We start from the raw sequence: 24,145 nt of genomic DNA, 5'->3' as shown, positions 1-24,145 counted from the left end.
GGCTACAAAAATCAGCGCATCGCCCAGCTGCTCAGAAACCGCTGCATGTCGCCGTGTACTCGCTGCGCCTGCCGACGCAGCGGCTCGAAGTCGAAGTTCCAGTCCGGTTCCGGGCGCGACGCGGTCACCAGCGGAAACGCGAAGGCCTCGGACATGCCGCGGGCGCCGCTGTCGGCTGGCACCAGCCAGCTTTTCTTGTTGCGGCTCAGGAACAGCAGATGCGCATGCAGGCGGCTGCCGACATGCAGATCGATCGCATCGTAAATCGCGGCGGCGACATCGGCGGTGTCCGGCACCAGCACCTGATAACCGCGGCTCGCCGCATATTTTCGTAGCGCCATCGCGCGCCCCGGATCGGCTGCGTCGGCGTGGCCGCGCAGCCGGTCGCTCCAGCGCGCGATCATCGACCTGGCGCAGAAATCCTGGTGCACGACGAAGTAGCGACGCGCGCGCGGAAAGCGTCGCGCGACGCGGTCGATGATCGCGGTTTCGCGCCCCCAGAAATCGCCGCGCTCGGTGGCGGTCACCGCGACGCTGCGCTCGGCGGCGTGAAAGCGCGGCTGATCGAGCAGCGGCTGATCCATCAGCACCGGGCAGCCGGTCATCAGGAAGCGGTCGGCCAGGTGCGGCAGCTCGGCGCGCAGGTAACGCAGCGTCGCCGGGCAGCGCCACGACGAGTATTCGGTGCGCTGGTGAATCGCCTCGAGGATCGCGCGCGTGCCCTCGGACATGCGCCGGGTGCGCTGCGGATCGCCGCTGAGGCCGACGCCGAAGATGACGAATCGCCAGGCGCCGCGCAGCAGTTGTTCGGCGGTCATGCCCGGCCAGACGCTGTAGCGGTCGTCGAGCTGGTTGGCGCCGGCCAGCACCACGTGCTGCGCCTGTTCCATCACCGCCTGCGCGATCGGCGGCGGCGTCGCGCGCGGCGAATAGCGGCCCATCGGCGCATTCGGCCTCAGCAGGCGCTCGATTGCGCGCAGGATCAGACCGTCGCCGAGATTGGCGACCTTGAGGCCGATCTGCGAAGCCGGCAGCAGATACGGCGTCAGCAAGGCGTAGGAAGGCGTCATGGTGTTTCGTTATGGCTGCGCACGCAGGCCCAGATCAGGCTGCGGCCGTCATCGCTGCCCAGCGGCCGTTGCGCCAGCCAGCCGGCCTGCGCGAGCTGTTTTTCGAAGTCGGCGCGCGACAGATAGTTGTGCCAGCCGATCCGCTGCAGCTCATCGGCAGAGCGCGGCCGGTCGCCGAGCGTGTGGCTGATCACCAGCGCCGCGGCGTCCTGGCGCAGCCGCTGCAGCGTCTCGACCAGCGACGGCAGGAATTCGCTGACGCCGAGCATCACCGCGACGTCGCAGGGCTGCGGCAGACGATCGCGTTCGGGGTCGAAAGCAGTGACGTCGGCGCTCCGCGGCAGACGATCGTAGCCGCGGTATTCGCAGGGCGTGCCGAGCCGCGCCAGTGCTTCGCGCAGCCGGCATGTGCCGCAGCCGATGTCGGCAACGCGGCGCGAAAAAGTCTGGCCTTCGAGCAGCTCGATGACCAGTTGCGCAGCCTGGTCGGCATGCTGCTGCAGCACTGTCAGCTGCGGCTGTTCGAGCAGCGGCGGCGTCGATCGCAGCTGCTCGCGACGCCGCGAGCCGGCGCGGCCGATCAGTTGCAGCAGGCGGGTGACGTGCGCGGCATGATCGAAGCGCGGTGCCGAGGCCAGCGCCGCATCGCGGTACTTGGCGAACGGGTGCGAGTCGCCGGCGATGCGCAGCACCGCGTCGGCGAGCGCCTCGGGATCGGGCACGCCAGGCTCGGCGACCCGGTGCAAGTCGGGTCGCCACACACGCGGATAAACACCGGCCGCATCGCCGCCGAAATCGGCGTACTCCGCCAGGCTCAGCGACGGCGTCACCAGCACGCCGTCGACGCCGTCGCGGATCACTTCGGGCAGGCCGTCAACCACGGTCGCGACCACCGGCACACCGGCGATCAGCGCCTCGGCGCAGGCATTGCCCCAGGGCTCGCACAGCGCCGGATGCAGCAGCAGGTCGATGCCGGCGTAGAACTCGTGCATCACCGACAGCTGCCCGAGAAATTGCAGATCGGCGATGCCGAGCCGTTGCGCGACGCGCTCGATGCTGGCGCGCTCCGGTCCATCGCCGGCGATGCTCAGCGTCGCTTCGACCCCGCGACGACGCAGCGCCGCCAGCGCATGCACCGCAAGTACGCCGCCCTTGAACGCTTGCAACGGCGCGCAGAAGCCGAGTCGTAGCGGGCCGTTCGCTATCGGCCGCGGCGTCGGCGATGACAGGCTGTCATCGCGATAAATGCCGGGACTGCAAATCTCGATCGGCGCGGTCACACCCCAGTAACGCAGCATTGCCGCGCAGGCTTGAGAGTTGGCGATATAGCCATCGAAGCCGCGCAGAAAATCTTCCTCCGGTACACGCGAGCGCGCATGCCAGGCGGCGCCGCACTCCCAGTACACCGAGGCCGCGCCGATGCGATGCGCCAGCCGCAGCGGCCGCGGATCGCCGAAGCGATTCCAGCTCAGTACCGCGTCGATGTTCCAGCTGCGCGCCTGGCTGGCCTGGCGCGACTGGCGCATGCCGCGCCAGTTCGGCACCGTCATGCCATGCCAGCGCCGCGTGTCCGCGGCCGGTGCGCGCAGCCCGCTCAAGGCCGCAGCGACACCGGGCGCGACATCGCGAAGATCTTCGGACAGGTAGTGCGACACGCGCGCATCCTGCGCGGTCGCCTGCAGCAGATGAGCAAACTGCTTTTCCATGCCGCCCCAGGCATCGTGGGCCAGATGGATCTGGTGCAGCAGTCGCAGCGGGCGGCTCATTCGCGCCGCCACAATTGCCAATCGCCGCCGCCGGCAAAAGCCGGCGTCGCTCGCTGTTCCATCGCCATTCCCGTTGCGGCGCCGTACGGCGTCGATCCACTTTCAATGGATCATGGTCGGCCGAAAAAGCTGAACAGGGGCTTGCGGATCGGCATCTTGTAGGAGCGGGCTCGCCCGCGACCTGCGAACTCGCAGTCGCGGGCGAGCCCGCTCCTACAGAAGCCCGAGCTGCTGCAGATAGCGCCGCGCGCTCAGCTCGACGCGGTACTCGGCGACGGCTTCGCGCAGTTCCGCAGCCGGCAGCGGCGCAGACAGCGTCGCCAGCATCGCGCGGGCCAGCGCGGCGTGATCGCCGACCGGCACCAGCGGGCCGTAACGGCCGTCGGCGAGCAGCTCGTCGGGGCCGCTTGGACAGCGCGTCGACACGCTCGGCACGCCCAGCGCCAGCGCCTCGGTGAGTGCGTTCGGCGAGCCCTCCCAGGCCGAAGACAGCACGAACAGATCGGCGCGCGCGAGCCAGGCGTAGGGATTCTTCTGAAAGCCGGCGAAGCTGACATGCTCGGTAACGCCCAATTCGGCCGCCAGCGTCGCCAGCGCCGCGCGATCGGCGCCTTCGCCAAGCAGGATCAGACGCGACGGCCGCTGCGGCTGGATCGTGGCGAACGCGCGCAGCAGGCTCGGGAAATCCTTCTGCCGCGTCAGCCGGCCCATGCCCATGATCACCGGCACCAGCTTGTCGGCGAGCCAGGGGTGCGGCACCGGCTCGGCTGCCTGCGTCGCCAGCGCCGGCGTGATCACCGGATTGCGGATGACGACGACGCGTTCCGGCGAAAGGCCGGTGACCGCGATGGTGTCCCGGCGCACGCCTTCGGAGACCGCGATGACACCGTCGGCCAGCGGATACAGCCGGCGCATCGGCGCCACGCGCAGCCAGCGGTTGAACGCGGACTTGCGCTCCAGCGCCGCCGACAGGTTGGTGCCCAGGCGAATCCACAGCGGCAGGCTCACGCCGGCTTTTTTTCGCGCGCGGATCGCGGCGCGGCCGGCACGGTCCTTGGCCACCAGCAGCGCGTCGGGTTTGGCCTCACGCAGATAGGCTGCGATCTCGCCGACGCTGGTCCACGAGTGCCTGGCCTTCAGGTGAATCAGTTTGACCTGCGGCGGGATCCGGCTGACGTGGCGGCCCTGGGCACGCAGCGCCAGCAGGTCGACCTGAACGTGATCGGCGAACTCGGCGCACAGATTGGTGACCATGCGCTCGACGCCGCCGTCACCGGAAAAGGAGATCAGTACCGCGAGACGCTTCATCGTCGGGCGCTCCGGATGGCTAAGAAAGGTAAAGCGCGGCTTCGCTTCAGCATCCGGCGCGTTTGTTGATGCAATGATCCGGGAAACTACGTACGGGCGGCCGGGGTATGGCAGCGATCCGACCGTGCCCCCCGATGCTGACAGAGCGCCACGCTAGCCCGACATCATGCCAGCATTCCCCACTTTTCTGGTCATCGGCGCGATGAAGGCCGGCACCTACAGCCTGCACCATTATCTGCAACACCATCCGCAGATCGAGATGTCGCGCAAGCGCAAGGAAGTGAATTTTTTCGTCGATGGGTTCAACTGGCATCGCGGCGCCGACTGGTATCGGCAGTTCTGGGCCGGCAATACGCCGGTGCGCGGTGAATCGTCGACGCGCTACTCGATGTATGGCCGTTATCCCGGCGTGCCGGCGCGCATCGCCGGCCTGCTGCCGAAGGTCAAGCTGATCTACGCGGTGCGCGATCCTGTCGAGCGCCTGGTCTCGCAGTACGTGCATGAAGTCGACGACAACCAGGAGCAGCGCAGTTTCGAGCAGATGCTGTCGGCACCGGATCGGCAACTGAGCCTGGGCACCGGCTGTTACCACCAGCAGCTGCTGCAGTATCTGGAGTATTTCCCGGCCGAGTCCATCCACGTCGTCTGCAACGAGGAACTCGCCGCCGATCCGCGCCGGGAGATGAAACCACTGCTGCGGTTTCTCGGCGTCGATGCCGATTTCGAGCACGCCGACTGGTGCGTCAAGCACAACGACGGCGGCGACAAATGTCGCGAAACCGCCAGCGGCCGCTTCGTCCGCAGGCTGGTCGGCCGACGTCGGCTGCGGCGCGCGCCGCTACTGCGCCAGACTTTCACCCGGCCGATCACGACACCGCTGTTCGACGCGCAGCGCCACGCCGACATCGTCGCGATGTACCGCGCCGATTGCGAAAAGCTAGAGGGTTTCACCGGGCGCTCGTTCCGGCAATGGAAGCGCTTGTGGCCTTGATGTCCTGTCATCTACGCCTGCGCGGGAACACAGCACCAAGGACGACTCACAACCAGGCCAGCGGGTCCTCTTCCGCGCCCGGGCGCTGATCGGGATGCTCGATGAACAGCCGGTGCCAGATCGCGAACTGCATCAGGCTCCAGATCTCGCGCGAACGCACCGCGGTATCACCGCTCAGCAGCTCGCGCACCGCCTGCGGCTGGCACCAGCGACGGATCGCCTCGCTCTTGGGCAGGCGCTCGGCCAGGCCATGCAGGAACTCGCCATTGAGCCACTCGCGTACCGGCACATGGAAGCCGCGCTTGGGCTGCCACAGATGATCTTTCGGAATGTACTTTTCAGCCCATTTCTTGATGAACACCTTGCCGGCGCCGCGTGAAACCTTCAGCGAATCCGGCAGGGACAGGCCGAATTCGACGACGCGGTGATCGACGAAGGGTACGCGGCCTTCCACCGACCAGCTCATCAGCATGCGGTCGCTCTTCACCAGCAGGTCGTCCGGCAGGTTGGTGACCAGGTCGGTGTACTGGCGGCGCTGTAGTGCGCTCCAGTCGCGCGGCGTGCTGCCCCAGGCTGCGATCATCGGCGCGCGATGCGCGGCCAGATACGGCTGCAGTTCCGGCACGAACAGTTTCTGCGTCCAGCCGCTTTCGAGTTCGCCGCGTACGCGGAAACCGCCGCTGCCGGGAAAGCGCAGGCTCTTGTACAGGCGCTCGCTCCAGTCCGGGCGATAGCGGCCGTAACCGGCGAACGCCTCGTCGCCGCCTTCGCCGCTGAAAATCACTTTCAGGTCCTTGCTCGCCGCTTCGGCGAGCGCCAGCGTCGGCAGGCAGGCGTAATCGCGCATCAGATCGTCAGCCGACCAGACCACACGCGGCAGCCGGCGGAACACCTGCTGCCGCGTCATCCGGATCGGCGTGTGCTGCGCGCCGAAGCGCTGCGCGATCATGCCGGCTTCGTCCAGCTCGTCCTTCATCTGCACGTCTGCATAGCCGATCGAATACGTGCGGATCGGCGTGCTCTGGCGCTGGCTGAGCAGCGCGAGCAGCACCGCCGAATCGACGCCGCCGGACAAAAACAAACCGTAGGGAACGTCCGAGCGCACGTGCTCGCGCATGACCTGGTCGATCAGCGTTTCCCACTCTTCCCGGGCGGCGCTTTCGCTGATCTGGCGCGGCTTCACGTCCAGCGCGGACCAATAGCGATGCCGCTCGATTTTCAGATCGGCATCGATGCGCAGCGCCTCGCCCGGCATCACCCGGCGAATGCCGCGGACGATCGCGTCCTCACCGCTGGAATGCTGGTTCTGAAAGTATTGCGCCAGCGCCGATTGGTTCAGATCGACGTTTGGCATCTGCGGCAGCAGCGCCTTCAGCTCGCTGCCGAACAGCACGCGATCTGGCAGCACCGCGTAATACAGCGGCTTGATGCCGAGCCGGTCGCGCACCAGCCACAGCTCGCGCTGTTGATGATCGTAGAGCGCGAACGCGAACATGCCGTTGAGACGCCTGAACGAGTCGCGGCCCCAGGCAGCGTAAGCCTGCAATGCGACTTCGCTGTCCGACTCGCAGGAGAATCGATGGCCTTGCGCTTCTAGCTCGGCGCGCAGCTCGGGGAAGTTGTAGATCTCGCCGTTGCAGACGATGGCGTAGCGTTTTTCGGCATCGAAAATCGGCTGATGGCCGCCGGCGATATCGATGATCGCCAGCCGCGTGTGCGCGATGCCGAAGCTGCCGCTGCCGCTACTACTGATGTAGAAACCGGTGTCTTCGGGCCCGCGGTGCGTCAGCCGCGACGACATGCTCGCCAGCGCCGATTCCTCGACGACGCCACCGCGCAACACCTGGCCCGCGATTCCGCACATCGGCTAGCCCGGGTCGAAGCGATAGCCGAGCATGTCGATGTCGCGCGCAAAATACTGCGCGACCAGCTCGGCGGTCTGATCGGTGTAATAGCCGCGGAAATCCTTGGGCCTGTCGGTGGAATGGCGCTTGTGCGCCAGCTCCGGCGTCGGCAGGCCCAGGCGCCTGCAGATCGTCGCCCAGTCGTCGTGCAGGCTTTCGTAATGGCCGACGAAATCGACCACCTGCTTGCCGCGCAGGTCGACCAGGTAGTCGGTCTGCAGGGTGATCGAGGTATCCAGGTGATACTGCCAGGGCCGCTCCGGGTTGAGTTTCCAGCGCAGGAAGTCCTCGAAGCTTTCATGGCCTTCAAGCAGATGCGGGCGCTCGCGCTTCAGGTGGTGATAGCTGCTGACCTGCAGGTCCCAGGGATTGCGCACGAAAGCGAACTTGAACAGCGACTCGAAGTAGTCGCGCGGCAGCATCTCCATCGCCGCGATCACCTTGGAGTGCCGCGGCAGCTTGGCGGCGATGCGGTGGCCAGACAGATGATCCAGCCTTGAGCAGATCATCTGCAGCAGGTACATCGGATCGCGATACTGCAGCTTGCGCAGCGACGCGCGCACGCTGGTGCCGCCGGTCTTGGCGATGTGCACGTACAGGAAGCGGAAACGATGGCTGATGACCACGGCGTGGCTCGCAGGTAGAAGGCGGTAGTTTACAAGTGCGTGAGGCCGGCATGGCTTTTCCCCTCTCCCCTTGTGGGAGAGGGTGTCGCGCCAGCGACGGGAGAGGGGTTGCGCGGCCCGGGCTTCAGCCCCTCTCCCGGCCCTTCGGGCCACCCTCTCCCGCAAGGTGAGAGGGGCATGGCTTTACAGACCTACCGTGCTCCAGATTTGTTTCACGCGCTCGCGCTCTTCACGGAACGCATCCTCCGGCGCCATCACCGGCTGCTGCTGCAGGCCGCGGGCGTGGCTCCAGGCGCGCAGCATGCGGTAAGCGTGAATCAGCGCATCGCGGTCTTCGGCGACGATCACGCCGGCCGCGGTCAGCGCCTCGAGCTGGCGCCAGTTATCGGAGTACTCCACCAGGGCCGCCTGCCGTGGCGCTTCGCGTAACAGTAAATATTGCGTGATGAACTCGATGTCGATCAGCCCGCCCTCGCCCTGCTTGACGTCCCAGCAGCCGGCCTCGCGGCGCTCGAGCTTGGCGCGCATCTTCATGCGCATGTCATGAATGTCGGCGCGCAGCTTGGCAGCATCGCGCGGCTGGCACAGCACGTCGCGGCGCAGCGCCTCCAGTCGCGCGGCGATCTGCGGGCTGCCGGCGACGGCGCGCGCGCGCGTCAGCGCCTGGTGCTCCCAGGTCCAGGCCTCGCGACGCTCGTAGTCGGCAAAGCCTTCGACGCTGACCACGGCCAGGCCGCTGCGGCCGCTGGGGCGCAGCTCCAGATCGATCTCGTAGGCGCGGCCGGCCGGCGTCAGCGTCGACAGCCAGTGAATGATGCGCTGTGCCCAGCGCACCATGAAGGTGCTGCCGGCGATCGCGCGCTCGCCACCGACGGTGTCGCGATCCGGCGCGTCGCAGTCGTGGATGAACACCAGGTCCAGGTCCGAGCCATAGCCGAGTTCGATGCCGCCGAACTTGCCGTAGGCCAGAGCGCAAAGCCCGGCGCGCGTGTCGTCCAGGCGCAGCGGCTCGCCGTAACTTTTGCTCAGCTCGCCGTAGGCGCGATCGAACGCGGCCTGCAACACCGCTTCGGCGAGCCAGGTCAGGCGGTCGCTGACCTGCACCAGCGGCAGGCTGCCGGCGACGTCGCAGGCGGCGATGCGCAAGGTCATTTCCAGGCGGAAGCGGCGCAGCGCGTCCATGCCGGCCTCGACCTCGATGGCCGGAATATGCAGCAGCACGTCGGCGAGTTCGCGCTGGATATCGTCGCGATCCGGCGGTGCGTAAAGCGTGCGCGTGTCGAGCAGCGAATCGAGCAGCGCCGGATTCGATGCCAGCAGCTGGCTGACCCAGGGGCTGGCCGCGCAGAGTTTGACCAGGTGATCGCGCGCGACCGACGACTCGCGCAGCAGGGTCAGATAAGTCGAGCGGCCGCCGATGGCCTGGATCACCGCGAGCGTGCGCTTGGCGGCGAACGCCGGTTCGGTCTGGCGCTGTGCTTCTTCCAGCAACAGCGGCAGCAGCGCCTGCAAGCGCTGCTGCGAAGCCGGTGTCAGGCTGCGCACGCTGCGCGAATCGCGCAGGTCGCGCAGCGCCTTGGCGACCTCGGCGCCGGCGTCGCCGAAACCCGTCGCCGGCGGCGCGATGGCCTGCCCGTCCGGCTCGTTCCACAGCTGCAGCAGCCAGTCGGCGAGGCCTTCTTCTGCCTGCTGCTGATCGGGCTCGGCAAAGATACGGCGGAACTCTTCGTGCACCTGGTTGCGCACGTCGGTGAAGCGCGCGATCAGCGCATTCCAGTCGGCGAAATCCAGCGCGATGCACAATGCGCGCTGCGCATCCTCGCCGGTCGGCAAGGAATGCGTCTGCTCGTCGGCGTACATCTGGATCGCGTTCTCCAGCCGGCGCAGAAACACGTAGTGCTGGTCGAGCTGCCGCGCGATTTCCGGCGACAGGTAAGCGCTGTCACCGAGCCGCCGCAGCACCGGGCGCAGCCGTGTATCGCGCAGCGGCGCTTCCTGTCCGCCGCGCACCAGCTGGAACGATTGCACGATGAATTCCAGCTCGCGGATGCCACCGGCGCCGAGCTTGACGTTGTCGTCCTGCCTGCGCCGCGCGACATCGTCGGCAATGAGCTTTTTCAGCGCGCGCAGGCTGCCGATCGCGTTGAAATCCAGATAGCGCCGATAGACGAAAGGCCGCAGCGCACGCAGGAATTGCAGGCCCGCCTCGATATCACCGGCCACCGGCCGCGCCTTGATGAAGGCGTAGCGCTCCCATTCGCGGCCGTGCTCCTGGTAGTAGTCCTCGGCCGCGTCGAACGCGATCGACACCGGGCCGGCGCTGCCGAAAGGCCGCAGCATCAGGTCCACGCGAAAAACGAAACCGTGCTCGGTGCGCTCGGACAGCAGGCGCGTCACCAGCTGCGCCGCGCGCTTGAAGAATTCGCCGTTGTCCAGCGCGTTGGCACCGTCGGTTTCGCCCGGCGCACCGTGGCAGAAAATCAGGTCGATGTCGGAAGAGAAGTTGAGCTCGCGGCCGCCGAGCTTGCCCATGCCCAGCACCACGGGCTGTACCGCCTTGCCATCGGCGCCGCGCGGCTCGCCATAACGCGCGCGCAGCTGCCGCAAGGCGAAATCCAGCGCCGCCCGCAGACAGACTTCGGCCAGCTCGGACAGATCGCCGAGGGTCTCGTCGAGCTCGGCCAGCGCCAGCAGATCGCGGCTGGCGATGCGCGCCATCTCGCGATCGCGCAGCTGGCGCAGCACGCGCATCGTGCCGGCTTCATCGCTGATCGCGGACATCGCGGCCGCGACCTCGTCGGCGAGCGAGCCGGCAGCGCGCGCGGCGCGATGGCCGCCGGCGGCCTGCCAGTCGGCATTGCGTTTGAAAGCCGCCTGCAGGAAGCGGCTGGAACAGAGCAGGCGCTGGTCGTCGTCCATCCGCGAACTTTAACGCGTCTGACTAAGGCACCACCGGCAGATCATCCGGGTCGGTGCCGCCGGGACGGACCTTGCCGGACTGCAGCCGGCGCACACGCGGTTGGAAAGCGGCGTCGATCAGGCTCAGCTGCGGCTGGTCGTGACGGGTTTGGATGTCGAGCAGGTCAAGCAGGGTCCAGTCGAGCACATCGTTCTGGAACGGCCGCTGCTCCATTTCGCGCTCGACTTCGGCCGGCGGCGGCCGCTTCATCCACATGATCAGCGGCACGACCAGGCCCGGCATTTCGGCTGAATGGCCGGCGAAATTGCGGGTATGGCCGACTTCCTGCGCGTGGTCGCTGGTGTACAGAAACGCGCCGGAGCTGCCCGACAGTTGCTGAAAGTTGCTCAGCAGCTGACTGATCACCGAATCCTGGTAGCGCATCGCGTTGTCGTAGTGGTCGCGCGCGACGCATATCCACGGCATGCGGCCCCGGCTTTTCAGTTCTAGGCTGATCGAGTCCTCGGCCTTGCCGTAATGACCGAAAGCCTCCGGATAGCGCAGCTCGTAATGCGGGTGTGCGCCGAGCAGATGCACGATGATCAGCTTGCGCGGCGCCGGATCGTGCAGCGCCGCGACCCACTCCGGAATCAGGCTGTCGTCCAGATGGCGATCGCCGCGACGGCCGCCGACGTTGAGCAGCCTGACCACGTCGGCCTCCTCGGCGAAACGCGGGTTGATGTAGCGGTCGTGCTGGTTGCTGATCCAGAAAATCTTGTAGCCGGCGGCGCGCGCCAGCATCAGTACGCTCGGCGTCTCTTCGTCCTGCAACGGCTGGTCGATCGCCATCGGCGTGAACATGTAGCGGAACGAGGACACCGTACCGGAGGTCGCGGCGATCACGTCCTTGAACACCATCAGCTTGGCCGACGCCGCCTGCAGCAGCGGCGTGGTGTCGCGCGCGTACCCGTAGAGCTGCCAGTTCCAGCGGCTGGTGCTTTCGCCGATGACGATGCCGACCGTGTGTTGCGCCGGGCCGTCATACGCCGGGCTCCAGTCGGCCAGCTTGGCGCGCGCGATGTCGCGCTTGGCGCGCAACTGCTCGACATTCTGCTGAAAGCCGTGAACCTGGGCGATCTGCGACGGCCAGAAATACAGGGGATCGGATTTGCGAAAGGTCGGGTTCGCGTGCAGCGCGAGAAACAGCACGGCGACCGCCAGCGTGGTCCTGGGCCCCGGCAGATGCGCGCGCCGGTACGGCGCATCGATCAGCGTCAGCAGCGCCGCCAGCAGCGCGGCGCCGCCGAGGTAATAGGCCAGCGCATGCCAGCTCTGCATCAGGAATTCCAGCGACTCCTCACTGGTGGTATTGGAGACCGCCTCGACTACCAGCACCGTGTCCGGCTTGGTCTGGTAGATCGCCAGCAGCAAGGCGCGGATGCCGAGATCGGCAACAAAGGTGAAGCGCCAGACGATCACCAGCAGCGCGCGCAAGCGCGACGGCAGCCGCGGCGAGGAAAGCGCGAATGCGCCGAGCGCATAGACCAGCACTGCCTTGCCGCTGTCGCGCCAGCCGATGTCGGCCAGCAAGTAGCCGATGGCGACGAGCAGGCTGCCGACCAGCACATGGTGGCGCCGGCAGAAGCAGATCATCCGGCGCATGGCTCCGGGAGTTGAGGCCTTCAAGGGTTGGATGGCTCGGCTCTGGAGGCGTGCCCGCGGATCCAACCGCCGGACGATCGCCAGCGGGCTAGTCTGGCAGGAATCCTCGCCAGGGATAGGACGGCAGGTTTCGCGGACTGGCCTTGAAACTGGCCAATGGGCTCGAAGCCTGAGCTTTCCGCTGCGCGAACCGTAGCACGGCCCGTGCCTGCGGTCGGCGCAGCGCGATCAGCGGCCGTCGGCCGGCGCCTGCAGACCCAGCGCCTCGACCGCGCCGCGGTTCCACTGGCGCGCGCCCTGCGGACCGTCGACCAGGCCCATGTGCTGGGTGAAGTCGAAATGGCTCCAGGCGATGCCGCGCGCCTCCATCAGCTCGCGCGCGTCGCGCAGCCAGGCCTCGCGCGAGCCCGGCGGCGCATAGGTTTTGACCGCGCCGAACTCGCCGCACCAGACCGGCACCTTGTTCCGGTTCTTCCATTCGGCGACGCGATCCAGCAACACGGCGAGCTTGTCGCGGTTCCAGTTCTGCTGGCCGTACCAGGCGGCGTCGGCGCGCGCGCTGGCATCCAGCGTCGGCAGCACCGGCGCCAGTCCGGCGACCGAGGATGGATACGGAAAGCCGTGGAACTTGGCCCACATCGGCCAGCCCCAGGTCGCGCCCTGATGCGTGAAGTTGAACGGCTCGTAGAAGTGGAAGGTGTAGACCAGGTTCTGGTCCTGGAACGGCTGCAGCGCGAGCAACTCGTCGATCGACGAGTATTTGTGGCCGGCCACCGCGATCGTGTACGCCGGCGCCGCATCGCGCACCGCACCGGCCAGGTTCTGCATGACTTTCAGCGAGGCCGCCGCATCGTCGTTGCCGGGCTCGTTGAGCACTTCGAATACCAGCTTGTCTGAAGGCAGCCGCGACGACAGCTGTTTGGACAGGCTCCACCAGAACGCGGACGCCGAGGTCAGCGTCGCCGGATCGCTGAGCAGACGCTTCAGATAGTCGTTGTCGGCGTTCATGACGACCACCGCCATCAGATCGTGCGCGGCGACCTGTTGCAGCGCGTCGCCGAGTTCGGCCGCGCGCTGCGGATTGGCGCGCGAGGGATTCGTGGAATCGACCAGCCAGCTGTGATCGAAGGCGATGCGCACGTGGCGGAAGCCCATCTTGCGCAGCCTGGCCAGATCCGCGTCGTCGGGCCGGAACAGCTGCGGATCGATGGTCGGATTGCCGCGGTAGGTGAACCAGAACGACAGGTTGATGCCGCGCGCGAGCTTGGTCTGAATCGCGGAAGGAACCTCGGCCTGCGACGTCACGCTGGTGGCGGCGAGCAGTAGCGCTGCGGCGAGAAACAGACCGCGGCGGATCAGGGAATGCATGAGGCTCGTCGTCAGCATCGGGATCGGCATCATGTGCACCCGGAGCCAGCGACGCAAGGCGCTCCGGTCCCTCGATACGCCGGGCCAAGCCCGGCTACTCGGGACGAACGGAGTGGGTTGCTTTCCTTGGGCACAGCAGCTCCCGTTCGTCCCGAGTAGCGCCAACGGCGCGTATCGATGGACCGGACGCGCAAAAAAAATCGGGGCGCCCGAAGGCGCCCCGATCTGAACAACAGTGCAGCGAGTGACGCGATCGACTAGAAGTCGCCCATGCCGCCCATGCCACCCATGCCGCCGCCCGGGGGCATGCCGCCCATGCCGCCTTCGTCCTTCTTCGGCGATTCGGCAATCATCGCTTCCGTGGTCAGCAGCAGGCCGGCGACCGAGGCCGAGTTCTGCAGCGCCAGACGGGTGACCTTGGTCGGGTCGATGATGCCGAGCTCGATCATGTCGCCATAGGTGCCGTTGCTGGCGTTGTAGCCGTAAGCGCCGGTGCCTTCGAGCACCTTGGCCAGCACCACGCTCGGCTCGTCGCCGGAGTTCTTGACGATCTGGCGCATCGGCTCCTGGATCGCGCGGCGCAGGATGCTGACGCCGATCTGCTGATCGGGGTTGGCAACCTTGAAGCCGTCGAGGAACTTGGACGCACGCACCAGCGCGACGCCGCCGCCGGGGACGATGCCTTCTTCAACGGCCGCACGGGTGGCGTGCAGCGCGTCTTCGACGCGGGCCTTCTTCTCTTTCATTTCGACTTCGGTGGCAGCGCCGACCTTGATCACCGCAACACCGCCGGCGAGCTTGGCCAAACGCTCCTGCAGCTTCTCGCGGTCGTAGTCCGAGGTGGAAGCCTCGACCTGCTTGCGGATCTCGAGCACGCGCGCTTCGATCTTTTCCTTCTCGCCGGCGCCGTCGACCAGGGTGGTGTTTTCCTTGTCGATCTGCACTTTCTTGGCGTTGCCCAGATCGGCCAGCGTGGCCTTCTCCAGCGTCAGGCCGACTTCTTCGGCGATCACGGTGCCGCCGGTCAGCGTGGCGATGTCCTTGAGCATTTCCTTGCGGCGATCACCGAAGCCCGGCGCCTTGACGGCGGCGACCTTGAGGATGCCACGCAGGTTGTTGACCACGAGCGTGGCCAGGGCTTCGCCTTCGACGTCTTCGGCGATGATCAGCAGCGGACGGCCCTGCTTGGCAACGCCTTCGAGCACCGGGAGCAGATCGCGGATGTTGCTGATCTTCTTCTCGGTGATCAGGATCAGCGGGCTGTCCAGCTCGACGGTCTGGCTCTGCGAGTTGTTGATGAAGTACGGGCTGAGGTAGCCGCGGTCGAACTGCATGCCTTCGACGACGTCCAGCTCGTTGTCCAGGCCCTTGCCTTCTTCAACGGTGATGACGCCTTCCTTGCCGACCTTGTCCATCGCGTCGGCGATGATGTTGCCGATCGCCTCGTCCGCGTTGGCCGACACGGTGCCGACCTGGGCAATGGCCTTGCGGTCCTTGCACGGCACGGACACTTTCTTCAGCTCGGCGGTGACGGCCTCGACGGCCTTGTCGATGCCGCGCTTGATGTCCATCGGGTCGACGCCGGCGGCGACCGACTTCAGGCCTTCGTTGACGATCGCCTGGGCCAGCACGGTGGCGGTGGTGGTGCCGTCGCCGGCGAGGTCGGAGGTCTTGGAAGCGACTTCCTTGACCAGCTGCGCGCCCATGTTCTCGAACTTGTCCTTGAGCTCGATTTCCTTGGCCACGGACACGCCGTCCTTGGTCACGGTCGGGGCGCCGAAGCTCTTGTCGAGCACGACATTACGGCCCTTGGGGCCGAGGGTGACCTTGACCGCGTTGGCCAGGATGTTGACACCGGCGACCATGCGCGAACGCGCGTCATCGCCAAACTTGACGTCTTTTGCTGCCATGTTGATCTACTCCTGAAGCTGAATTGGGGTTGTTACGAGCGGCAACGACTGAGGCGATCCGCTGTTAGGCAAACACGGCCATGATGTCGTCTTCGCGCAGCACGACCAGATCCTGGCCGTCGACCTTGACCTCGGTGCCGGAGTACTTGCCGATCAGCACGACGTCGCCCTTCTTGACGTCCAGCGCCTGCAGCTTGCCGTCGTCGGTACGCTTGCCCGGGCCGACCGAGATGACTTCGGCACGCAGCGGCTTTTCAGCGGCGGAGTCCGGGATCAGGATGCCACCGGCGGACTTCTTCTCTTCTTCCAGACGCTTGACGATCACGCGATCGTGCAGGGGACGCAGACTCATAGAACACTCCTAAATCTTAGATGTTGCTAGGTAAATTGATTCCCAGGACCTCATCGGGATCACGCCAGAAAGCCAGCGGACGATTCTTTTGGGCCGCCCTTCCAGCTTCTGTTAGCACTCTACCCCGAAGGCTGCTAATTCTTGGGCACCTTGCGGGCCGTTTCAAGGGGTGGAGCGAAAATTGATGCTTATAACCGCTGCTGTAACAAGGCGGTAATGTAGGCGATTCGCTGACTTACGCTTCAGATTGGCTTAAGCTGGTGTAAGCAGTATCCGTAAAAGCTGTCCATCGACCGTCTAAATAAAGGTCGAACCTCGTATATCAACAAGGACGTCTTCAAAAGGGAGTTGCACTATGAAATTTGCACGCCGCAAAGTCGCGGCCGCTGCCGCTGCTGTGATCGTCTCGATGGCATCGCAGTACGCCGTGGCACAGGATGATGGCTCTACTGATTCCTCCGGCAACGACGCCGATAAACCCAAACTCAGCTATGTCGGCATCCTCGGCAGCTATCTGGATCTCGACAAGGACCGCCTGCCGAACGACGGTTACGGCGTTGGCGCCTATTACGGCCGCCAGCTCGGCCACGGCAACTGGTTCTGGGAAGCGCAGGTTTTTGCGCAGAACCTGGAAACCGATGAGGACAACCTGACCGATTTCTACCGCACCGGCGGCGGCCTGGATCTGGTGTATTCGCTCAACGAGCGCCGCACGTTCTCGCCGTTCCTGCTGGTCGGTGTCGGCGGCAACTACAACGACGTGATCCCGGACAACGAAGACAAGTTCGGCTTCTACGCCAACGCCGGCATCGGCTTCGTCACCAAGCCGATCGGCTATTACGGTTTCCGCCTGCGCGCCGAAGCCCGCTATATCTACGACGATTTCGAAGGCGGCCAGCAGGACTTCCGCTACAGCGTCGGCATCGAGTTGCCGCTGTCGCCGTACGAGCAGCCGCACGTGGTGCCGGCCTCCGAGCCGGTGACCACCGAAGTGGTCAAGACCGAAACCATGGCCGACAGCGATGGCGACGGCGTTCCGGACCAGTTCGACAAGTGCCCGGGCACCCCGACCGGCATGCCGGTGGACGGCGTCGGCTGCGGCCTGGAGCAGGTGATCACGCTGACCGGCGTCAACTTCGAGTTCGACAAGGCCTCGCTGACGCCAGACTCGCGCAAGATCCTGGAAGAAGTGGCCCTCAAGGTCGCGCACTTCAAGGACGTGCCGATGACGCTGGAAGGCCACACCGACAGCAAGGGCAGCGACGCCTACAACCAGAAGCTGTCGCAGCTGCGTGCCGACTCGGTGCGCAACTTCCTGATCGAGCAGGGCGTGCCCGGCGACAAGCTGAGCGCGGTCGGCAAGGGCGAAACCCATCCGGTGGCGGACAACAACACCGACGCGGGCCGCGCCCTGAACCGTCGCGTCGAGCTGCACATCGCCGGCCAGACCGCGCCGAGCGTGCCGGTCGATGCCAACGGCAACGCCCTGCCGGGTGACGCCAGCGCCGCGCCGGCTCCGGCCGAGTCCGCGCCGCCGGCGGATGCCGCTCCGGTTGCCGACGAACCGGCGCCGTCGGCCGAGATGCCGCCTCCGACGGGCGACGAGCCGGCTCCGGTGCAGTAAAGGCTTCGATGCAGCAGGCAATCAGGGAGCGCGGTCGGCGAGACCGCGTTCCTTTCAAACGCTAAGGAAATTTCGATTCACAGGGAGATGTAAACGTGAACAAATGGAAAATGAAGGCTACTGCGGCGGCTGCCGTGCTGGCCGTGATGACGCTGGCCGGTTGTGATGCTCAGGGCGGCAAGGATCTCGACACCGACGGCTTGAGCGGCGACGACACCGGTCTGTTCCCGAACGACGGCACCGACCCGAACACGACGACGACGATCACCGAAGGCACCACCGCGCTGAGCGGTAATTTCATCTGCGAAGGCGGCATCCGGGCATTGACCACCGGCGCCACCACCGAAGTCGCCACCGGCGGCCTGGTTGGCGGCCCGTTGACGCTGCTGCTGAACGCGCTGGGCGGCGACACCGTCACCCAGCTGACCAACAGTGTCAGCGAACCCGACAACGTGATCGACAACAAGCTGTCGACGTTCGCGACCTACTCGCTGACGCTCGGCCTGCTGGCGATCATCGATTCGGTCGATCTGCTGGTGCATGCCGACCAGTCGATCCAGCCGGGTAACTTCGCGGTTTTCGCGGTGCGCTTTCCGAAGGCGACGCTTGAACTGTCGTTGATCAATTCGGTGACGGTCAGCACTTTCCTGGGCGACACCGCGCAGGAAAGCATCAGCTACAGCAAGTCCGATCTGGATCTGCTCGGCTTGGGCGAGGAAGCCAAGCTGTTCATCGGCGTCAAGGCAACCAAGGCTTTCGACACGGCCTCGATCTCGCTGACACCGGCGGTGCTGTCGGCCAATGTCGGCGAAGCGATGTACGTGCATGAGCTGTGCACCAAGGGCCGTTTCGTCGCAGCTCCGTCGCCGTAAGGCATCGGCAAAGCAGTCCGCCATCCCGGCAACGGGGCGGCTTTACGGTCAGATGCGGCTACCCCGCATCTGACCGTTTTTCGTTGTGGGACGATCCTTGCTTACAGCCTCTGCGATAGCGGAAACCTGCTCAGGCGCAGCCGTCGCCCGCGCGGGCATACTGTCGGTCAACATCGGGCGCAACAAGCCCGCACCACGCTCGTCATCAAACCTATAAAGCGTCCCCAGGGAGAATCAATGAGTCTGTCTGCCAAGCTGCTGCGCACCAAGGCGATCATTACCGACGGCAGTTCGGAGTCGGGGCTCAAGCGCGTGCTCAGCGCCACCGATCTGACCCTGCTCGGCATCGGCGCGATCATCGGTGCCGGCATCTTCGTGCTCAGCGGCATTACCGCGGCGACACAGGCCGGCCCGGCGGTGATCCTGTCGTTCGTCGTCGCCGGCTTCGCCTGCGCCTGCGCCGCGCTGTCGTATGCGGAGATGGCCTCGTCGATCGGCGGCAGCGGCAGCGCCTATGGCTACGGCTATGCGGCGCTGGGCGAATTCCCCGCGTGGATCATCGGCTGGATGCTGATCTGCGAATACTCGGTGGCGATTCCGGCGGTGTCGGCGGGCTGGTCGGGTTATGCCGCCGACGGCCTGCGCGCGATCGGCCTCGGCCTGCCGGACGCACTGACGCATACGCCGTTCGACCCCAAAATACCGGGCCTGATCAACCTGCCGGCGTTCACCATCGTCGCCATCCTCGGCGTGCTGCTGTCGGTCGGCGCCAAGGTCAGCAGCCAGTTCAACGCGATCATGGTCGCGGTCAAGGTGGTCGCGATCCTGATCTTCATCGTCGTCGCGATTCCGCACGTGGTGCCGGCCAACTGGCATCCGTTCATTCCGGAGCTGGTGATCGACAGCGAAGGCCAGCCACATTTCGGCATCAACGGCATCTTCAAGGGAGCGGCGACGATCTTCTTCGCCTATTTGGGCTTCGACGCGGTCAGCACCGCCGCCGAAGAAACCAAGAACCCGCAGCGCGATCTGCCGATCGGCATCCTCGGCTCGCTGTTCGCCTGCACCGGCCTGTACATCCTGGTCTCGGCGCTGCTCACTGGCATCGTGCCGTACACCGAGCTCAACGTCGCTTCGCCGGTGGCGCATGCGCTGCTGCAGATCGGCAAGGACTGGGCTGCCGGCCTGATCTCGATCGGCGCCATCGCCGGCCTGACCACGGTGATGCTGGTGATGTACTTCGGCCTGACCCGGGTGCTGTTCGCAATTGCCCGAGACGGCCTGCTGCCGAGCTTTTTCTCCTACGTGCACCCGAAGACCGGCACGCCGCTGGGCTCGATCCTGGTCAGCGGCATCATCATGCTGGCGTTCTCCGGCTTCATCCCGCTGGGCAAGCTCGCCGAAATCGCGAACATCGGCACGCTCGGCGCGTTCGTCGTTGTCTGCGCAGGTGTCATCGTGCTGCGCAGGACGCGCCCCGACCTGCCCCGCCCGTTCCGCTCGCCGGCTTCGCCGCTGATTCCGGCGCTGGGTGTCGCCTCCTGCAGCTATCTGATGTACCAGCTCGGTCCGCACACCTGGATCGCGTTCGGCAGCTGGATGGTGATCGGACTGGTCGTCTATTTCCTTTACGGCTACTCGCACAGCCGCATCGGCCGCGCCGCCAGCAACGCGGCCTGAGGCAATGGATGCTTTCTTCGCGGTACTCGACGCCATCAATGGCGTGCTGCTCAGCGTGCCGGTGTTGCTGGCGCTGCTCGGCATCGGCCTGCTGTTCACGATCTGGAGCGGCTTCTCGCAATACCGCTCTCTGACGCACGGCGTCGCGCTGGTCGCCGGCAAGGGCATCGACACCTCGCACGGCCCCGGAGCGTTGACGCATTTCCAGGCGCTGACCGCGGCGATGTCCGGCACGGTGGGCCTGGGCGCGATTGCCGGCATGGCGATCGCAGTGGATTTCGGCGGCCCCGGCGCGGTGTTCTGGATGTGGGTCGTCGGCCTGGTCGGCATGTCGCTGAAGACCACCGAGGTGACCTTGTCGCTGCTGTTCCGCGACACGCGCGAGGCCGAGAACCCGCACGGCGGCGCGATGTACGTGGCGCGCGACGGCCTGGCGACGATCTCGCCCAGATTGAAACCGTTCGGCCGCATCGTCGGCGGCCTGTTCGCGGTGTCGCTGATGATCTTCGCGTTCACCGGCGGCAACATGTTCCAGACCTGGAGTGTCGCCGACACCACGCGTGAGTACTTCGGTGTACCGACCTGGATTACCGGCGTGATTCTCGCGGTCTGCGCCGGCGTGGTGATCCTCGGCGGCATCAAGCGCATCGGCAACGTCACCAAGACCCTGGTGCCATTCAAATGCGGCGTCTACGTACTGTGCGGGCTTTACGTGATCATCACCCACGCCGACGCGCTGCCCGAATGCTTCCGGATGATTTTCGCCGGCGCGTTTTCTAAGACCGACGGCGTCGGCGCTTTCACCGGCGGCACGCTCGGCACGGCGTTCATGTGGGGCATGAAGCGCGCGCTGTTTTCCAGCGAATCCGGCCTCGGCACGGCACCGATCGCGCATGCGGCGGTGAAAACGCCGGAGCCGGTCACCGAGGGCGTGGTCGCCGGGCTCGAGCCCTTCATCGACACGATCTTCGTCTGCACCGTCACCGCCTTGGTCGTGCTGATCACCGGCGTCTGGAACCGCCCGCCGGCCGCGACCTGGAGCGAGCCGCCGGCGCTGGTGGAAAGCGCGCCGGGCCACTGGCAGCCGCGGTTGCTGCCGTCGCAGCTGGAGTTGCGCGACAACACGCTGAAGGTCAACAACGCCGGCTCGCCGGTGTTCGTCGTCGTCGAGTCCGGCGGCGAGCGCAAGCGGCTTTACGGCAGCTACAACACCGACAGCAGCGGCAGCCGTTTCGAGTGGCAGCCGATGGCGAGCGTCGAGGCGCCGAAGCTGGTCGAACCCGGCGTGTTCGCCGATTTTCGCGGCTCGACCCTGGTCGCCAAGGGCTTCGACACCGTGCACGACGGCCTCGGCCGCTGGCTGATCACGATCGCGGTGTGGGTGTTCGGCCTGAGCTGCATCATCAGCTACGGCTATTACGGCGAGCAGGGCGTGATCTATCTGTTCGGCGAACGCGCGGTGATGCCGTTCCGCTGGGTCTGGTGCTTCGCCGCGGCGGCGGCCTGCTTCGGCTTCATCAAGACTTCGGGCCAGCTCGACACCATCAGCACCATCGGCATGGGCTTCATGTACGCGATCAACCTGCCGCTGCTGGTCATTCTCGGCAGCCGGGCGATGCGCGCGTATCACGACTATTTCCGTCGCCTGAAAGGCGGTCAGATCGCGCTGAAGTAGTTTTCGCTGCTGGAGCCCGGGCGCAACCCGGGTTTCACCCGGGCTACGAATCGCCTCGCCGCTGTACGCGCTTTATCATGGGCAGATGATCCGCCGGCTCGAAGCCGGCGCGATGGCCCTCACACAACCAGGCGAGCCGATGTCCGCAAGCGATTTGATCGAGCGGCGCCACAGCGCGCCACCGAAAACCGGTGTGCTGCTGCTGAACCTGGGCACGCCGGAAGCCCCGACTCCGGGCGCGATCCGCCGCTATCTGAAGCCGTTCCTGTCGGACCGCCGCGTGGTCGAGCTGCCGCGCGCGCTGTGGCTGACGATCCTCTATGCCTTCATCCTGCCGCTGCGTCCGCGCCGGCTCGCGCACAGCTACGCCAGTATCTGGATGACACCCGGGCCGGAGGGCTCGCCGCTGCTGCATCACTCGCAACAGCAGCGCGACGGCCTGCGCGGCTGGCTCGCGCAGCGACTCGGCCAGGATGTGCCGGTCGCGCTCGGCATGACCTACGGCAAGCCCGGTGTCGACAGCGCGCTGGCCGAACTCGAAGCGCAGAACGTGCGCCGCATCCTGGTGTTGCCGCTGTACCCGCAGTATTCGGCGAGCAGCACCGCGGCGGCGCTGGACGCGGTGTTCCGCGCGCTGCAGACACGGCGCTGGATGCCGGAAGTCCGCACGATCAACAGCTATCACGACGAGTCCGCGTGGATCGCCGCGCTCGCGCAGAGCCTGCGTTCGCACTGGGACGCACACGGCCGCGCCGATCACCTGCTGATTTCCTTTCACTCGATCCCGCGCCAGTACCTGCTGTCCGGCGATCCTTACTACTGTTTCTGCGAGAAGACCGCGCGGCTGCTGACGGACGCGCTACAGCTGGACAAGGGCCGCTACTCGGTCAGCTACCAGAGCCGCCTCGGCAAGCAACCCTGGCTGCAGCCGTATACCGACGTGGTGATTCCGCAGCTGGCGCGCAGCGGCGTCGGTTCGCTGGATGTGATCTGCCCGGGCTTCGCCTCGGATTGCCTGGAAACGCTGGAAGAAGTGGCCTTGCGTTACCGCGACGATTTCATCAACGCGGGAGGCAAGAGCTTCCGCTACGTGCCGGCGTTGAACGCCAGCCCGGCGCACATCGATGCGCTGGGGCAGATGATCGAACGCCACCTGCAAGGCTGGCTGCCAGCTGCGGATGGCGATGACGCCCTGCGCGTGGCACGCGCCAAAGCGGCCGAAACGCAGATGATGTCGCCGACCTTGCTCGACCGGCCGGCCTGAGCCGACCGCGACCTACTCCGCTTCGAGCATCACATCGGCGCGGCGGAATTCGGTGCCGGCATCGACCGCTTGATGGCCGACGCTGCGCAGACGCTTGCCATCGATGCCCTTCTGCTCCAGCACCCGCCGCAACATGTTGGCGCGCGAGCGCGCCACCGTGTCCGCCGCGTCGCCGTCGCTCTCAGTATCGGCAAAGCCCTCGACCAGCAGCACGCCCTGGCGCTGAGACGCCAGCGCAGCACGCAGCGCCGGCAAGGCCTTGTCGATCTTGGCCATCGCCGCCGGACCGATGTTGTTGTTCTGTGACCCGAACGACAGGCTCAGCAGGGCCGCCGGGTTCGGTGCCGCCGTCGCCGATGGCTTGACCGAGGTACTTGGCGTCGCAGCAGCCGCTGGAGGCGCAGCCGGCAGTGGGGCCGGAATCACGATTCTGACCGGCGCCCGCGACTGGATTGCAGCCGCCGTTGCGGGCGCAGATGCAGATGCAGAGTCAGACGTCGCCACGGCTGGCGGCGGTGCGCTAGCGGGCGCCGGCCCGCTCGGCGCCGCGGGGATCACCGACGGTGTTGGCTTCGCCGGCAGCACCGTGGCCGGAGGCAGCGAGCGCGGCTTCGGCGTGATCGCCTGGGCGATCTGCCCGCTGGCGCAGCCCCGGGTATCGACCACCGCGCCGAGTTCGGTGCCCAGGCAGGCGTCGAGCCCGTTGGCGACGCCGTCGAAATCGTCGTCCAGCGCGCAGCCACGGGCGTCCACTTCGGCGCCGGCCGTGGTGTAGGGGCAGTCGTCGACGGTATCGGCAACGCCGTCGCCATCCTGATCGGTCTGCGCCGAGCAGCCCCGCGCATCGACCGTCGCCTGCGGCGGCGTGTACAGGCACTGATCGACGGCATCGTCGACGCCATCGGCATCGCCATCGACGATCGGCGTGCGCGCCTGCACGGCAGCGATATTCAAAGAGACGGCCGCCAGCACCGCCAAGGCGGCGCAAAAGCCCGGCCTGGCACGGTGCAGCGGATTCTGGTTTGCCCGATGTTGCCGCATGCCTTCGCCGTTTTTTGTTTTATCCAGGCGCGAGCCCGCAGGTTAGCGGGGATCGGCGTCACCGGCCAAGTTCTTACGGCCTGTAGGCACGACCGTTCAGCCGCCGCGGCGCAAAAAAAAACCCGCCGGGATC

At 66.3% G+C, this 24,145-nt stretch carries 17 protein-coding genes; 6 read left to right on the top strand and 11 right to left on the bottom strand.

Annotated features, from left to right (window positions below; genetic code table 11):
* Positions 1–11 precede the first annotated feature (11 nt).
* The 3 genes from ACQZF9_RS03985 to ACQZF9_RS03975 form a co-directional block, all read right to left on the bottom strand.
* A complete protein-coding gene (locus ACQZF9_RS03985; protein WP_428311972.1) occupies positions 12–1,070 on the bottom strand; it encodes a hypothetical protein in 1,059 nt (352 codons plus the stop codon).
* On the bottom strand, positions 1,067–2,836 hold the full coding sequence (locus tag ACQZF9_RS03980; protein WP_428311971.1) for a glycosyltransferase: 1,770 nt from the start codon (positions 2,834–2,836) through the stop codon (positions 1,067–1,069). Before ACQZF9_RS03980 ends, ACQZF9_RS03985 begins: the two co-directional genes overlap by 4 nt.
* Positions 2,837–3,049: 213 nt before the next feature.
* Entirely contained in the window at positions 3,050–4,144 is a 1,095-nt protein-coding gene (locus ACQZF9_RS03975) for a glycosyltransferase (protein ID WP_428311970.1), read from the bottom strand.
* 166 nt (positions 4,145–4,310) lie between these two features.
* Here ACQZF9_RS03975 and ACQZF9_RS03970 point away from each other — a divergent pair, with 166 nt between their 5' ends.
* Positions 4,311–5,135, top strand: coding sequence for a sulfotransferase domain-containing protein (locus ACQZF9_RS03970; RefSeq protein WP_428311969.1), 825 nt, complete (start codon positions 4,311–4,313; stop codon positions 5,133–5,135).
* Positions 5,136–5,181: 46 nt separating this feature from the next.
* On the opposite strand, the gene asnB is transcribed toward ACQZF9_RS03970, so the two are convergent.
* From asnB to ACQZF9_RS03935, 7 genes are all read right to left on the bottom strand, one after another.
* Positions 5,182–6,999, bottom strand: a complete 1,818-nt coding sequence (asnB, locus tag ACQZF9_RS03965) for an asparagine synthase (glutamine-hydrolyzing) (protein ID WP_428311968.1) — start codon at positions 6,997–6,999, stop codon at positions 5,182–5,184.
* 3 nt (positions 7,000–7,002) lie between these two features.
* Complete coding sequence (locus ACQZF9_RS03960) at positions 7,003–7,665, bottom strand: sulfotransferase family 2 domain-containing protein (protein ID WP_428311967.1); 663 nt, start codon at positions 7,663–7,665, stop codon at positions 7,003–7,005.
* 183 nt (positions 7,666–7,848) lie between these two features.
* The gene (gene glnE, locus ACQZF9_RS03955) at positions 7,849–10,584 is read right to left on the bottom strand and encodes a bifunctional [glutamate--ammonia ligase]-adenylyl-L-tyrosine phosphorylase/[glutamate--ammonia-ligase] adenylyltransferase (RefSeq protein WP_428311966.1); all 2,736 of its coding nucleotides are present in this window, start codon (positions 10,582–10,584) and stop codon (positions 7,849–7,851) included.
* Between the two features lie 22 nt (positions 10,585–10,606).
* Positions 10,607–12,226, bottom strand: coding sequence for a phosphoethanolamine transferase (locus ACQZF9_RS03950; RefSeq protein ID WP_428311965.1), 1,620 nt, complete (start codon positions 12,224–12,226; stop codon positions 10,607–10,609).
* Positions 12,227–12,454: 228 nt separating this feature from the next.
* Positions 12,455–13,594 carry a glycoside hydrolase family 5 protein gene (locus ACQZF9_RS03945; RefSeq protein ID WP_428311964.1) on the bottom strand — a complete coding sequence of 380 codons (1,140 nt, stop codon included), beginning with the start codon at positions 13,592–13,594 and terminating at the stop codon, positions 12,455–12,457.
* Positions 13,595–13,851: 257 nt separating this feature from the next.
* Positions 13,852–15,504: a chaperonin GroEL gene (groL, locus tag ACQZF9_RS03940; protein WP_428311963.1), complete on the bottom strand. Its 1,653-nt coding sequence runs from the start codon at positions 15,502–15,504 to the stop codon at positions 13,852–13,854.
* A gap of 64 nt (positions 15,505–15,568) precedes the next feature.
* Positions 15,569–15,856: a co-chaperone GroES gene (locus ACQZF9_RS03935; RefSeq protein WP_428311962.1), complete on the bottom strand. Its 288-nt coding sequence runs from the start codon at positions 15,854–15,856 to the stop codon at positions 15,569–15,571.
* A 355-nt stretch (positions 15,857–16,211) separates the two neighbouring features.
* Between ACQZF9_RS03935 and ACQZF9_RS03930 the strand changes: the two genes are divergently transcribed.
* The 5 genes from ACQZF9_RS03930 (at position 16,212) to hemH (ending at position 22,971) form a co-directional block, all read left to right on the top strand.
* A complete protein-coding gene (locus ACQZF9_RS03930) occupies positions 16,212–17,480 on the top strand; it encodes an OmpA family protein (RefSeq protein WP_428311961.1) in 1,269 nt (422 codons plus the stop codon).
* Positions 17,481–17,575: 95 nt separating this feature from the next.
* Entirely contained in the window at positions 17,576–18,352 is a 777-nt protein-coding gene (locus tag ACQZF9_RS03925) for a hypothetical protein (protein WP_428311960.1), read from the top strand.
* Between the two features lie 237 nt (positions 18,353–18,589).
* Complete coding sequence (locus ACQZF9_RS03920; protein WP_428311959.1) at positions 18,590–20,032, top strand: amino acid permease; 1,443 nt, start codon at positions 18,590–18,592, stop codon at positions 20,030–20,032.
* Between the two features lie 4 nt (positions 20,033–20,036).
* Positions 20,037–21,707: an alanine/glycine:cation symporter family protein gene (locus ACQZF9_RS03915; protein WP_428311958.1), complete on the top strand. Its 1,671-nt coding sequence runs from the start codon at positions 20,037–20,039 to the stop codon at positions 21,705–21,707.
* 139 nt (positions 21,708–21,846) lie between these two features.
* The gene (gene hemH / locus ACQZF9_RS03910) at positions 21,847–22,971 is read left to right on the top strand and encodes a ferrochelatase (protein ID WP_428311957.1); all 1,125 of its coding nucleotides are present in this window, start codon (positions 21,847–21,849) and stop codon (positions 22,969–22,971) included.
* 12 nt (positions 22,972–22,983) lie between these two features.
* Here the strand turns inward: hemH and ACQZF9_RS03905 are convergent, their stop codons facing one another.
* Positions 22,984–23,925 (bottom strand): OmpA family protein, encoded by a 942-nt coding sequence (locus ACQZF9_RS03905; protein WP_428311956.1) that lies wholly within the window; start codon positions 23,923–23,925, stop codon positions 22,984–22,986.
* Positions 23,926–24,145 lie beyond the last annotated feature (220 nt).

The sequence above is a fragment of the Hydrocarboniphaga sp. genome, assembly GCF_965279055.1.
GTDB lineage: Bacteria > Pseudomonadota > Gammaproteobacteria > Nevskiales > Nevskiaceae > Hydrocarboniphaga.
This window is presented reverse-complemented; position numbering and strand designations above follow the sequence as displayed.